At 67.5% G+C, this 13,595-nt stretch carries 13 protein-coding genes; 2 read left to right on the forward strand and 11 right to left on the reverse strand.

Annotated elements, in window-relative coordinates; all coding sequences use genetic code 11:
- Nucleotides 1–35 precede the first annotated feature (35 nt).
- On the forward strand, nt 36–665 hold the full coding sequence (locus GS4_RS10785) for an alpha-ketoglutarate-dependent dioxygenase AlkB (protein ID WP_007620437.1): 630 nt from the start codon (nt 36–38) through the stop codon (nt 663–665).
- A 111-nt stretch (nt 666–776) separates the two neighbouring features.
- The gene (locus GS4_RS10790) at nt 777–1,307 is read left to right on the forward strand and encodes a hypothetical protein (protein WP_007620438.1); all 531 of its coding nucleotides are present in this window, start codon (nt 777–779) and stop codon (nt 1,305–1,307) included.
- Nucleotides 1,308–1,355: 48 nt separating this feature from the next.
- On the opposite strand, the gene GS4_RS10795 is transcribed toward GS4_RS10790, so the two are convergent.
- The 11 genes from GS4_RS10795 to GS4_RS10845 all read right to left on the reverse strand — a co-directional run bounded on the left by GS4_RS10795 (nt 1,356) and on the right by GS4_RS10845 (nt 13,568).
- Nucleotides 1,356–2,234, reverse strand: a complete 879-nt coding sequence (locus tag GS4_RS10795; protein ID WP_007620439.1) for an oxidoreductase — start codon at nt 2,232–2,234, stop codon at nt 1,356–1,358.
- A 201-nt stretch (nt 2,235–2,435) separates the two neighbouring features.
- Nucleotides 2,436–4,160, reverse strand: a complete 1,725-nt coding sequence (locus GS4_RS10800; RefSeq protein ID WP_007620446.1) for an adenylate/guanylate cyclase domain-containing protein — start codon at nt 4,158–4,160, stop codon at nt 2,436–2,438.
- A 205-nt stretch (nt 4,161–4,365) separates the two neighbouring features.
- Complete coding sequence (locus GS4_RS10805) at nt 4,366–4,917, reverse strand: YceI family protein (protein WP_007620447.1); 552 nt, start codon at nt 4,915–4,917, stop codon at nt 4,366–4,368.
- Nucleotides 4,918–5,036: 119 nt separating this feature from the next.
- Nucleotides 5,037–5,648 (reverse strand): NUDIX hydrolase, encoded by a 612-nt coding sequence (locus GS4_RS10810; RefSeq protein WP_007620448.1) that lies wholly within the window; start codon nt 5,646–5,648, stop codon nt 5,037–5,039.
- Nucleotides 5,645–6,721, reverse strand: coding sequence for a hypothetical protein (locus tag GS4_RS10815; protein WP_007620449.1), 1,077 nt, complete (start codon nt 6,719–6,721; stop codon nt 5,645–5,647). Before GS4_RS10815 ends, GS4_RS10810 begins: the two co-directional genes overlap by 4 nt.
- Before the next feature lie 153 nt (nt 6,722–6,874).
- Complete coding sequence (locus GS4_RS24805; RefSeq protein WP_007620450.1) at nt 6,875–7,255, reverse strand: STAS domain-containing protein; 381 nt, start codon at nt 7,253–7,255, stop codon at nt 6,875–6,877.
- A 343-nt stretch (nt 7,256–7,598) separates the two neighbouring features.
- Complete coding sequence (locus GS4_RS10825; protein WP_007620452.1) at nt 7,599–9,188, reverse strand: AMP-binding protein; 1,590 nt, start codon at nt 9,186–9,188, stop codon at nt 7,599–7,601.
- A complete protein-coding gene (locus tag GS4_RS10830) occupies nt 9,178–10,305 on the reverse strand; it encodes an iron-containing alcohol dehydrogenase (RefSeq protein WP_007620454.1) in 1,128 nt (375 codons plus the stop codon). Before GS4_RS10830 ends, GS4_RS10825 begins: the two co-directional genes overlap by 11 nt.
- Nucleotides 10,302–11,291 carry a transketolase family protein gene (locus GS4_RS10835; RefSeq protein ID WP_007620456.1) on the reverse strand — a complete coding sequence of 330 codons (990 nt, stop codon included), beginning with the start codon at nt 11,289–11,291 and terminating at the stop codon, nt 10,302–10,304. The genes GS4_RS10830 and GS4_RS10835 overlap by 4 nt, the downstream gene beginning before the upstream one ends.
- Entirely contained in the window at nt 11,284–12,126 is an 843-nt protein-coding gene (locus GS4_RS10840; RefSeq protein WP_007620458.1) for a transketolase, read from the reverse strand. The genes GS4_RS10835 and GS4_RS10840 overlap by 8 nt, the downstream gene beginning before the upstream one ends.
- A gap of 53 nt (nt 12,127–12,179) precedes the next feature.
- Complete coding sequence (locus GS4_RS10845; protein ID WP_157226585.1) at nt 12,180–13,568, reverse strand: MFS transporter; 1,389 nt, start codon at nt 13,566–13,568, stop codon at nt 12,180–12,182.
- Nucleotides 13,569–13,595 lie beyond the last annotated feature (27 nt).

The following is a 13,595-nucleotide window of genomic DNA, read 5'->3' on the forward strand; positions in this document are numbered from 1 at the left end:
GAACACACGTTCGACTAACGGTGTAGGCTGGCGACATGACCGCCGGGATGCAGGGCTCGCTGTTCGATCAGCCCACCGACGAGCCGGTCTTCGCATCTCTGGCCGACCAGATGGTGCGGCGCCCGCTGACCGAAGGCGCCTGGGTCGACCTGTGTCCGGGATGGCTGGGCGGGTCGGACGCGCTGTTCGACCACCTGCGGACCGACGTCCCATGGCGTACTGAGCGGCGGCGGATGTACGACCGCATCGTCGACGTGCCGCGCCTCGTCGCGACCTATCTCGCAGACGACGCATTACCCGACCCTCTTCTGACGCAGGCACGTTCGCGTCTCAGCGATCACTACCGCCCGATACTTCCGGACGGCTTCGCCACGGCAGGTCTGTGCCTGTACCGCCACGGTTCCGACAGCGTCGCCTGGCACGGCGACCGCATCGGCCGTGGCAACACCGAGGACACCCTCGTCGCGATCCTCTCCCTGGGCTCGGCCCGCGCCCTGATGCTGCGTCCACGGGCGGGTGGCGCGTCTCTCACCTTCACGCTCGCCGCGGGCGACCTGTTGGTGATGGGCGGCAGTTGCCAGCGGACCTGGGAACACGCGGTACCCAAGGCGCACGGCGTCGGCGCGCGGATGAGCGTGCAGTTCCGACCACTCGGCGTCTGGTGACGCCCGTCACGAGGTTGACGAACAGCCCCGTGGTTTAATCGATCCGTTATCCGGGTGGGTGCTGTTGGCGAGACGGGGTCCGTCCGTGCCGTCCCCACGAAAGAGTCCCCCATGAAGCGCACGACGTCGGCGTCCGCACTTGTCCTCTCACTGCTGAGCGCCCTCGCGATCGCCCTCTCTTCCGCACCGGCCGGAGCCGACCCACTCGACGCGCTCTTCGGCAGCGCGGGCGGAACCGGCAGCCTGGACTCGGGTAGCGCGGCGCTCGGATCGTCGGACAACACCCCGAAGCACTTCGGCAAGCTCGGCCGTCCGGATGCGCCCAACGGCGTCAAGTCGATCAACACCTGGGTGTACGCACCGAAGTCGAAGCCGGTCGCTCCGGGTGTCTACGGCAAGGGTGCTGGCGTGGGCGTGCGATGGAACTCCACCATCGACGCCGGTCCGGTCATCGACGGCAACGAGTGCGCGATCGCGGTCCGCCTGTCGGGACCCCGCGTCCCGAAGTCGGCACAGCTCACCCGGACGCGCGATTGCACCGCGACGAAGACCTTCGTCCTCCGCGCCCCAGGCAACTACACGATCAGCGTCACCGACGGCATCTCGGGCGCCTCCAACAAGATCGCCTTCACGATCCGCTGACCCGGCGCGGTCGGGGATTCGATCCGAATCCCCGACCCGCGGATCGCGTCAGACCCCGAAGGTCGTGGAGGTCAACGACTCCGAGAGGGTCCACAGCCGTTCCCGCTTGACCGTGTCGTCGGCTCGCTTGTGATAGCGCGAGGGTCCCGGGGCGCCGTGCATACCGAAGAACTCCGTCGGACCGTAGAAGCCGCCCGATGAGGCGTCCGGCGAGGTCGCCGCGTACAGCGTGGGAAGGGCACCCCCCGCCGCCGACTGCGCGATCGGCAGCCGGTTTGCGAGTTTCGCGAACCGGTCGGTCCAGTTCCCGGAGCGACCCTGCAATTCGGTTGCGGCATAACCCGGGTGCGCGACGAGCGATTGCACCGTGGAGCCGGAGGAGCCCAGCCGCGCGGCGAGTTCCTTGCCGAACATCAGGTTGGCGAGTTTCGAGTCGCCGTACGCGCGCCAGCGTCCGTACTTCCGCTTCTCCCAGTTGAGATCGTCGAGGTCGAGGTTGCCGATCTGGTGTACCTCCGACGACAAGGTCACGACGCGATCGGTGATCTTCGGCAGCAGCAGCGCCGTCAGCGCGAAGTGGCCGAGATGATTGGTACCGATCTGCATCTCGAAGCCGTCGGCGGTCCGGGCCAGCGGGACCGCCATCACGCCGGCGTTGTTGATCAGCACGTCGGCGCCGTCGAATCCCTCGGCGAAGTCGCGCACCGACGCGAGGTCGGCGAGGTCGAGCCGGCGAACCGACGCCTTCGGCCCGATCTCGGCTGCGACGGGTTCGGCCTTGGCGGTGGTCCGCACGGCCAGCACCACCTCGGCGCCCGCGGCGGCGAGCGCCTTGGCCGTCTCGGCGCCCAATCCACTGTTCGCGCCGGTGATGACCACCCGACGACCTGTCTGATCCGGGATGTCGGATGTGGACCATCCACTCATCGCGCCACGCTCCCTGTCTTGCCGGGCCATTCGCCCGAACCGTGTCGGCGGTCGAGGCGTCCGGGGCGGACCGGTGACCGCCGCCGATCGACCACCTCCGGACCAAACTATTTTCCCCGCGCCACCGGTGTCAACGGCAACCGGGGCAGGAGATCGCTTGCATCGTCGATGATGCTGCGGCCCAACCGAACAGACGTGGCTTCAGCGGCCGAGGAAGGTGAACGGCAGCCGGAGCAGACCCGACGCGGACACCTTGTGCGGCGGGCGCAGCAGTCCGGTGAGTCCCGCGGCCAGCGACGGTTGGCGCGCGTCCTGGGCCAGTTCCTCGGGCACGAAGACGTCGGTGTTCTCGGTCCGGCCGCGCAGCCGGCGTGACCCGATGGAACGCCATTCCTCCGCCTCGTCTCCGGCGTCGGTGAGTGCTGCGCCGCTGGCGATGACCGGCACGCTGTTCGACTTCGCCATCTCCGACAGTCGTGCGCATTCGTTCACCGGATCCCCGATGACCGTGTATTCATAACGCCGTTCCGAACCGATGTCACCGGCGAAGACCGGGCCGTAGGACACCCCGATCCCCCAGGAGATCGCCAGGTTCTCGTCGAGACTGCGGGCGAGATCTCGTGCCGCGGCGAGCGCGGCCGCCCCTGGACGCTCGACCTCCACGGGAGCGCCGAAGACCGCGAGCGCGGCATCACCCTCGAATTTGTTGACGAAGCCACCGTGGCGGTCGACGGCGTCGGCCACGATGGTAAAGAAGGCGTTCAGCAGATCGGCGGTCCGTTGCGGGTCCTGTTGCGCCGCAATGGTCGTCGATCCGACGATGTCGACGAACAAGACCCCGACCTCGGTCTTGGCGCCGTGCATTCCGACGCCGCGTTCGAGTGCGTTGGCCGCGACGGTGTCGCCGACGTGCCGCGCGAACAGCTCGCGCATCCGCTCACGCTCCTCGAGCCCGGTCACCATCTCGTTGAAACCGTGCTGGAGGACCCCGAGTTCGGACGAGTCGTAGACCGGGACGCGTGCCGCGAGGTCACCGTCGTCGACGCGACGGATGGCCGAACGCAGGTCGATGAGGGGGTCGGCGATGGCGCGGCCCACCAGTGCGATGACGCGCGCGCCGGCGGCCAGGCTGACGATCGCCAGCACCATCGACGTCCAGTCCACCGGCCCGCGCACCGGCGGGAGCATGCCTGTCCAGCGCGCTATGTTCATGATCAGCAGGCCGATCATCGGCACCGCGGAGCTGACCAGCCACACCGCCGTCATGCGGGCGTGCACACCGTTGATCACGTGTTGCGCGGGATAGTCGCGCAGCGCCACCACCGCGAGGGGGCGAGCGGCGCGCTCGGCGAACACATACGTGATACACGCACTGGAGATGCCGGCCAGCGCGAATGCGCCGGCCACGGCGGCGACCGTGACGCTCGCCAGGTCGTCGGCGGTGACGGCGTAGGTCACCAGGGCCGTCGCCCACGCGGCAAGCGATCCGCACACCTGGAAGATCGGTATGCGCTGCACGGCTCGGCGCTGCTCGTGATCGGCGGCGGCACCGGAGACGAACCAGCGCAGCGCCGGTTTGAGGAGGTACAGGCCGAGGACGACGTTCACGATCATCCCGGCCACGATGGCGGCCACGACCGCCGGGAAATTCGGAGCACCGATGGTGGTCTCGAAGGAGAGCTGCCCGCCGTTGAAGGCGAGCTGGACCAGGAAGAACGTCTCCAGACCGACCAGGCCGTTGCTCCCGACGATCGCGAGGCCGGCGGCCGCGGTCGCGCACCGGGCCATCCATGCGCGATCGGCGACCGGGAGGGTCACCATGTCGAGGTCGGCGGCGACGGGACGGCCGAGAAGGTAACGCATGGTCGATCGGGCCCGGCCGATCCGACGCTCATCGTCCGGGCGGTGTCGATCGCGTGGTCGCATCAACGGCCACCTCCTGCCATCCGGTATGTGCAGGATACCGAATCGACGTTCACCGACGAAGGGCCGAGACCACGCCGCCCGGACGCGCGACACGAAGTCGCGGCAGCCCGGGCGGTAGGACAGGAGCCGGTGCGCGTGGTCGGGGGTCAGCGCACCGACTCCTGAGACCGGTAACGACGAGTCGCGACCGGCGGTCAAAAGAGGATCAGGCCTGCTGGCCGAGTGCCTCGATCTCGAGGGTGATGGTGATCTTGTCGCCGACGACGGCGCCGCCGGTCTCCAGCGGCATGTCGATGTCGATGCCGAAGTCCTTGCGGTTGATCACGGTGCTGGCCTCGAAGCCGGCGACGGGGCCCTGGCCCATGCCGGGGTTCTCGCCGTTGAACTCGAGCGCGAGGGTGACCGGCTTGGTGACGCCCTTGAGGGTGAAGTCACCGGTCAGCTCGTAATCGTCACCCTTCGACTGCACCGAGGTCGACACGAAGGTCGCGGTCGGGAACTTCTCGGCGTCGAAGAAGTCGGCGGACCGGATGTGCCCGTCGCGCTGCTCGTTGTTGGTGGTGATCGAGGTGACGTCGATCTCGGCGTTCACCGACGGGGTGCCGTCCTCGGCGACCGTGATGGTGCCGGTGAACGCACCGAAACTGCCGCGGACCTTGCTCACCACGAGGTGCTTGACCGAGAAGCCGACGGTCGAGTGGACGGGATCGATGGTCCAGGTGCCTGCGGAGAGCGGGGCCTTGATGCTGGTGGTCATGAGAATTCCTCCTGCGGATGGGACCGGCGTCGATCCCCGGATGGTCGGTGGGTCCTCGCGACCCATCGACGAGTGTAACCGGACCACGGTCCGATTTCATTCCCGCGCGGCGGAACTTTCTATCGCCAGGCGAAGACCGGCTGCTCGTAACCGTCGACGCGAGTGTGTCGACCACGTAGAACCACCTCGGCGAACTGGTAGATCACGGCCGCGGTCGGCGCATGGACGAGAGACCCGACGATCGGCAACTGGATCACCGGGCGTTCGGATTCGGGGATGGAGTGGAAACGTGGCTCGGCCATCAGTTCGTCGGTGTCGACGAAGAACAACTCGGCGACCTCGGCCGGGTTGGGACGCGGTGTCTGATCGACATCGGCCCAGCAGACCACCGGGGTGATGACATAGCCCGATCGGGTCGGATAGTCGTCGAGCATTCCGATGACGTCGTCCGGGGCCAGCCGGATGCCGATCTCCTCGTGGAGCTCGCGCAACGCGGCGGTCGGTTCGTCCTCGCCCGGGTCCAGCCGACCACCGGGGAGGGCGAACTGCGCGGCGTGTGCGCGCATCGACGCCGGACGTTTGGTCAGCCAGATGCCGTGCCGTCCGTCGTGCTCGACGATCGTGATCGCGACCGCGGCCGGACGACTGTCGGCAACCTCGCCGACATCGACGACCCGGCGGTCGAACTCGGCGAGCCGTGCACGCACCGATTCCCGGTCGAGTCCAGTCACACCCTCAGTTCATCATGGTCGAGCTCCCGGGTCGCGACCGCGACCCGGATACCCAGGTGGTAGCTGATGACGGCCAGGGCGAACAGGCCGAGGGTGAGGTTGAAGACGGCCCCGAAGCCTTCGAGCGCGAAGTCGACGAGGGCGTTGGAGAGCGTGAAGATCAGCGCCGCGATCCGAAGGGCTCGCAGCGGCCACACGCGCACGGTTCGACGTCGGGCGATCATCGCGGGCAACGCGAGCGCGAGCGTGACGGCACCACTGACCAGGAGGATCCAGGTGGCGGTGTGGTTCTTGCTCAGTTCCAGGTAGAGGTCGACGTCACCGCGACGCCGACCGTCGAAGTAGAAGCTGAGCCCGCCGACGATCACGGTGATCGTGGAGCTGGCCACCAGCAACCACCCGACGACGGTGAGCCAGCGCGGACTGCGGAAGAAGCCGGGGATCAGGCGGGTCGCCCGCGCACGCAGCCGCATCAGCCGATCTGGCGTGTCGACTCCCGCCTCGACCAACGCGCGGATGTGCGCGATGGTCTCCGGGTCGCCGCCGTTGTCCGCGGCCACCTGGAGGAACTCGGTGGCCTGCTGTCGTCGCCGGGTCGGCAGGCCGTGGGCCACCCCATCGGCCGCGATGGCAGCAGCGTTGGCAATCGCCTCCGCGATTGTCGGACGCCTGACGTCCCGGACGATCCGACTGATGAGGAGGATCAGTACGACCAGGAGGTACATGATCTCGGCGGACGGACCGTAGAAGTAGTCGTTGTCCTTGGTGACGAACTTGCCGACCTCGTCGAGGAACAGCCCGAACCCGATGCCGCCCATCACGATCGCGAGGATGCGGGTCGTCGGTCCGAGGAAGAGCCATCCCGTGACGAGCGCCAGCATCATCAACGCGCCACCCCACAGGGCGTGGGCGATGTGGAGGGTGCCGCCACCGATCTGCGGGTAGCCCGTCAGCTCGAGATAAGCCCGCGTCACCAAGATGGTGCCGATGGCGAATATCAGGAACCACTCGACCGCTGCCGTGCCGTAGACACTGCGCACGATCACCGCGGTCGCGCGGGTGTGGGCTCTCATCGCTGAAGTATCGCCCGAAACGGACGCCCGAACAGGCGTTACCGCGCTTTCGCGATGGTCCGGAGACGACCGATCCGCCGACACCGAGTGGTGCCGACGGATCAGTTTCAGTGGGGCCGCCTCGGGCGGCGCGGACCGAGAAGGTGCTGCCGATCAGGCGAGCAGCCCCTGTGCCCCGAAGAGCTCGAAGAGCATCCGCGTGTGCCGGGTCGGTGCGTGGACGCTCATCCGACCGTCGGACGCGGCGGGATGCTCGGCCAGCACGCACACCGCGCGGGAGCAGAGGAAGGTCACCGACGACAACTCGACGTGGACCGAGTCGGCCGAGCGCAACGCCTCGTCGACCGCGTTCTGGACGTCGGATGCGGCCAGTACATCGATCTCACCGCTTGCCCACACGGTGGCGCGCTCGGGGGATCGATGCTCGACGTTCACCTCGAACAGCGGTTCGGCATGCTGGGCCTCGTGCGGGGTGAGGACGTCGAAGACGTCGATCGAGTCGTGCCGTTCGTTGGCGAAAGGAGCCAGTGTCATGGTGTCCACCGATCGTCGCAGGGTCATGCGCTGGTCGGGAGCACGTGGCTCGGCCCCGCCGGCAGTGGCGAAGTCACCCGAGGCATCGGATCGGTGGGGGCCGGCGCCGACAAGCGTTGTCCGTCAGCGACGATGAGCGCTCTGTAGGTCCCCGATCGGTGAGTCGTCGGAGTGTCTTCGGGTTCGACGCTATCGGTCGCTCGATGCCCACCGCCATCCACTGTCGCGGAGTGATGCGACTCCGATACCGGCGGTCACGGTCAGGTAACGACGCCGCGAATTCCCGCCGGCCGCCCACCCCACCGATTTCGTAGGAGAAGTTCCCGGTTTCCGGTACGAACTTCTACGGATTCGGGGTGCGGGACCGCGTGCGGAGCACGTTCTTCTGAATCTTGCCCGTCGACGTCTTGGGCAGGTCGGCGAACACGATCTCCTTGGGCACCTTGAACCGCGCCAGTTCCCGGCGTACGTGATCGAGCAGGTCGTCGGTGGACACCCGCGCACCGGCTCGCACGGTCACATAGGCCACGGGCACCTCGCCCCACCGTTCGTCGGCGCGGCCCACGACGGCGGACTCGACGACATCGGGATGAGCATCGAGGACGCGCTCGATCTCGACCGACGCTATGTTCTCCCCGCCGGAGATGATGACGTCCTTGCTGCGATCCTGGATCTCCACGTATCCGTCGGGATGCATCACGGCGATGTCGCCGGTTCGGAGCCAGCTGTCCTGTGACGCCGCGGCTGTCGCGTCCGGGTCCCGGTAGTACCCGAGCATCACGATGTTCCCCCTCACCAACAGTTCACCGGTGGTCTCGCCGTCGGCCGCGACGTCGGTGCCGTCCCCGGCGACCACTCGCACCCGGCCGGACGCGATGTTGCCGATCCCCTGCCGCGCGGAGCGGACGGCCCGGTCGTCGTCGGTACCGCCGTCCCATTCCGGCTGCCACTGGTTCACCACGATCGGACCGAAGGTCTCGGTCATGCCGTACAGGTGTGTGACATCGATGCCGAGCCGCGTCATCCGTGAGAGCAGCGCGGGAGACGGGGGTGCCCCTCCGGTTCCGGCGGCCACGGTCCGGTCGAGCCGGCGCGCTGTCGGGTCCTCCGCGATCATCGTCAGGACGGTGGGCGCGGCACTGAAATGTGTGATCCCGTCCTCGGTCAGATGTCGCCAGATCTGACCGGGATCGATGGCCCGCAAGCAGACGTGCGTTCCACCTGCAGCCGTGACCGCCCACGTGAAACACCAACCGTCGCAGTGAAACATCGGCAACGTCCACAGATAATTCGTCGCCGGCCCCAGTCCGGCGTGATGAGCCATCGCGAGCGACTGCAGGTAGGCGCCGCGATGGTGGTACATCACGCCCTTCGGACGTCCCGTGGTCCCCGACGTGTAGTTGATCGCGAGCAGTCCACGCTCCTCGGGCTCGCGCCGGACCGGCTCGTCGGCCCGGGCGAGGAGTTCTTCGTACTCGTCGCGGCCGTCGACCTCGCCGGCGACGAGGACCCGCACCCCGACCGCCTCGCCGACGGCCCGGGCCCGGTCGGCGAACTCGACGGTCGCGATCAGCACGGCCGCGCCGCTGTGCGAGAGGATGTACGTCAGTTCCCGCTCCGACAACCGGATGTTCAACGGCACCAACACCGACCCGTGGACCGGTACCGCACTGTGAAGTTCGAGCATCACGTGACTGTTCGCGCACAATGCGGCGACCCGATCGCCGGCACCCACGCCGAGACTCTCCAGGACACCTGTCACACGGCCGACCCGACGGTGGAACTCGCGATAGGTGAGACGGCGGTCGCCGTCGACGATCGCAGTCCGGTCGGCGAAGACCGCCGCCGCACGGTCGAGGAAGGAGGCCGGCGTCAGCGGCGCGAACGTGAACGGCGCCGGTGCGGGCACCGGCGGCCGCGACTCATCCGACATCGGATCCCGCCTCTTTCTCCACTCTCTCGATGGCGGCGATGATACGGGGCGTCGAGGCGTCGACCCAGGTGTTCGACGCGTGGGGTGCCGCGGCCGCTGCGACGGCGAGCTCCTCGATCTCCTCGGCGGTCGGATCGGACATGTCGAGGTCGGCGAGCCGGGTCGGCAACCCGATCGCGGTCAGGAACCGACGGATCTCCCCCGCATCGACGTCCGGATCGTCCTCGAGCGCCAGTTGCACCAGCAACCCGTAGGCCACATGGAAGCCGTGCAGATGCGCCGATGTCCCGCGTCCGATCTGCAGTCCGCGCGTCATGCAGTGCGCGATGGACAGCCCACCGTTCTCGTATCCGATGCCCGACAACAAGATCACCGCCTCGACAACAGCCTCCACCGCAGGCGTCACCTGACCGTCCGCCGCATCGCGGACCGCCTGTTCGCCGTCTCGCAGCAGGATTCGCGAACATCCGTCGGCGACCACCGAGCCGATGTTGAGAGGGCGGGTGCCCTGAGTGGTGACACCGCTGCCACGGGCGCACGAACGCGCCTCGTACTTCTTCGCCAAGGCGTCGCCGATGCCCGACGTCAGGAACCGAATCGGAGCCCCGGCGATGATCTCGGTATCGACCACCACGGCGGCCGGATTGGTCGGCAGCCGACCGAGTTCCGAGAGTCGGCCGGCGTCGTCGTAGAGGGCGAAGACCGCGGCCGTCGGGCCGTCGTTGGACGCGACGGTCGGGACCGAGATCATCGGTCGGCCCAGCAACTCGGCGACACCCTTCGCGATGTCGAGTGCCTTGCCTCCCCCTACCCCGACGATCACGTCACCGCTGCCTCCCGAGATCCGGGCGACAACGGTTGCGATGTGCTCGCGGGTGACCGGCCCCCTGACCGCGAGCACCTGATGAGCCGGCGACGCTGCGGTCATGGTCGCGGCGAGTCGGTCACCGAGTAGTTCGGCGACATCGGCATCGACGACCACGACCGGTCGGGTGCCGTGTGGCGAGACGATCGTGCCCAGGTCGTCGAAGACACCGGGCCCCTGCACATACTGCTGCGGTGCGGCGAACCTCCGTGCCGCCCGGGCCACCCCCACGCCGTCGAGTACCGCATTCACGTGTGCGGCCAGTCGCCGGTGATGACCGCGCGGGTGATCGCGTCCTCGTCCAGTCCGAACAGCGCCTCGTTGTAGGCCTGGGATCCGCACGGATGGAAGCGGTCGCCGAGTCCGATGCGCTGCACCGGGACTGCGATCCCATGATCGGACAGCGTCTCGACGACCGCGGTGCCGAGACCACCTGAGCGCACGCCGTTCTCGACAACGATCACCCGGTTCACGTCGGCGCACACCGCGGCGATGGCCTCCGCGTCGAGTGGCTTCACCGTCGGGACGTGGAGCACGGCCGCGGACACACCCTGTCCCGCAGCCGTCTCCGCCGCCGCCAGGGCGCGCGCGGTCATGAAGCCGGTGCCGATCACCGCGACGTCCCGTCCCGGCCGCAGCAATCGCGCGCGCCCGATCTCGAACGTGAAGTCCGTCTCGTCGAACACCACCGGCACCTTGCCGCGTAGGTTGCGGATGTAGAACGTCCCCGGTGTCGCGGCCGCGGCGCGGACTGCGTGCCGAAGTTCGACGGCGTCACACGGGTCGATGACGGTGAGGTCCGGTATCGACCGCATGACCACCAGGTCCTCCAGTGACTGATGCGTCGCCCCATAGGGATTCACCAGTCCCGGCGAGCCGGCGACGATCTTGACATTCGCGTTGCTGTGCGCGCACGAGACGGCGATGAAGTCCAGCGCCCGCCGCGTCAGGAAAGCAGCATAGGTCGCGCAGAAGGCGATCTTGCCGACCTTGGCCATGCCGGCGGCCATCATCACGGCGTTCTGCTCTGCCATGCCCGCGTTGAAGTAGCGCTCCGGAAAGCGGTCCCGGAACGGGATGATGTCGGAATACTTCGACATGTCGGCGCTCAGTCCGACGATCCGCTCATCGAGTGCGCCCAGGTCGGCGAGCTCGGTTCCGAAGGGGGCCCGCTCGTACGGGCCCTCCACCTCCGCGATCTCACCCATGCCACCCGCACGGTTCTTGACCTCAGCCACGATTCTCCTCCAGTTCGGCGATGAGTCCGGCCCATTCGTTGTCGGCGACCCGGACGAAATGTGCCCGTTCCCGGGTGACCAGGGTCGGGACCCCGGTTCCGGGTGTGGTGCGGGTGATCAGGACGCGGGGCCGGTCAGCCGGCGCCTGCGACAACGCGTCGAATCCCGCCACCAACGCGTCGATGTCGTTGCCGTCGACCTCCTGCACCGCCCAGCCGAATGCCGCCCACTTGTCGGCGATCGGCTCCATGTCGAGGACGATGGGACCGTCGGCCTGGATGCCGTTGCAATCGACCACGGCGGTGAGTCCACCGAGCCCGAAGCTGGCAGCCGACATCGCCGATTCCCAGGTCGCCCCCTCCTGCAGCTCACCGTCAGACAACTCGACGATGATCCGCTGATCGCCGCCGTCGAGCCGGATCCCCAGCGCCATGCCGACTCCCTGGCCCAGTCCGTGGCCGAGGGAGCCACCGGTGATCTCGACGCCGGGAGTCTGGTCGAAGGTGCTCATCGGCAGCTCACTGCCATTGAGTCCGTAGTCCGCGATCTGATCCTCGGTCAGGATGCCGAGCTCGGCGAGCACGGCATACAACGCGATCGAGTAGTGCCCGGTCGACATGAGGAAGCGGTCGCGGCCGACCCAGTCGGGGTCGGTGGGATCGAACCGCAGCTGGCGGAAGTAGATCACCGCCAACACATCGGCGATGCCGAGTCCCTGCGCGATGTATCCCTCGCCCTTGTCGGCGGCCATCCGCATCATCGTCGAGCGAAGTCGGAACGCGATGTCGCGCAGATCGGCGACCGTCGGTGAATCGACCGTCGGGTGTGTCAACAATTCGGTTGTCCTCTCAGGTAGTTCGGTCAGTACGAGTGGTCGATCCGGATCGGTCACCGTGGACCGATCCGCTCGTCGTCGTGTGCTGCTTCGCGCGATTCGGGTTCGTTCTCGTCCCCCATCGATCGGTCGGACCGTGCGACGGGACGGGATGGCATGTCGGACAGCATGTCCAATTCGCGATCCGACTCGTTGCTCAGCGGCTCCCACGTGATCACCAGGCACGCGACCAGTCCGGTCAGCGGCGCTGCGACCAGGAAGATCAACAGCGTCGTCGACGTCCCGACGGCACTCTGCAACACGGGGAAGCAATACAGTCCGGTCACACCTGCAGCACTGCGAGAGATCGTGACGAGTTGCGAACCGCGAGCCCTCAGCTCGCTGCGGTATGCGAGTGATCCCATCGTGAGTCCGGCGGTGCCGGGAGCTATCGCATGGCAGAAGATGAACACCGACGGCACCAGGAAGCCGGCCCACAACGGGATGTCGGTCCATAGCGCGAGAACGAGTATCGACACCGCCACACCTGCGTATCCCCATGCAGTGGCGACCCGCAGACCCAGACGCTGAGTGAATCGAACTGCCAGGAACCCGCCGATGATCCCGAACACGTTGAACACCAGCGAGCCTGCGATGGCCATCGTGATCCCTCCACCGAACAACTCCAGTGAGATGATCGGCAGGTAGAACGCAATCGCGAAGTACTGCAACGCCTCGGTGAACCCGACGATGTTCGCAAGGACCGTCCTCCTGCGGTAGCCCGGAGTCCAGAGCGCCGACCATGGAACGGTCACAGCGGGTGCGGGTGCCGATGCCGCAGCCTCGGCCACGAACGGCTCTCGGTACAAGCGCGTCAGGGATCGCGCTGCGCCCGGTAGATCGCCTCGTGCAGCGAGCCACCGCGCGCTCTCTGGCATGAAGATCAGGCGACACAGGAAGAGCACGAACGCGACGACAGCAGCCACACCGAGGACCCAACGCCACGTGTCCAGCCCGGCTCCCAACTCGGTGACCACCAGGGTGACCAGCAGGGCGAGCGATGTGGACGTGTACCACTGCGCCTGACTGAAGTTCAGCCAGTTGCGCCGGGCCTTGGGCAGGAACTCGGCGAGGTAGGCCAGCGCGATCCCGAGGTCGATCCCATACGCGATCCCGCTCGTCACCCGACCGGCGAGCAGCATGTCGAACGACCCTGCGGTCGCCATGACGGTCGCACCGATCACGGCGAGGACCTTCGCCCCCACCAGCAGACGAACCCGACCTACCCGATCACCGATTCGTGCGCACGCCAAGGCCGCGACGATGCTCGCTGCGTATCCCAATCCGCTGAAGGTCCCGACGGCATCGCCGTCCAATCCGAGCTGCTCCTTGAGCGTCGACATTCCGCCACTCAGGGCGCCGACGAAGAATCCCTCGAAGCCCAGTCCGGCGAATGCCAGCACGATGACAAAAACATGACGACGTCCCTG

The organism is Gordonia soli NBRC 108243, from assembly GCF_000334455.1.
Taxonomy (GTDB): Bacteria; Actinomycetota; Actinomycetes; order Mycobacteriales; family Mycobacteriaceae; genus Gordonia; species Gordonia soli.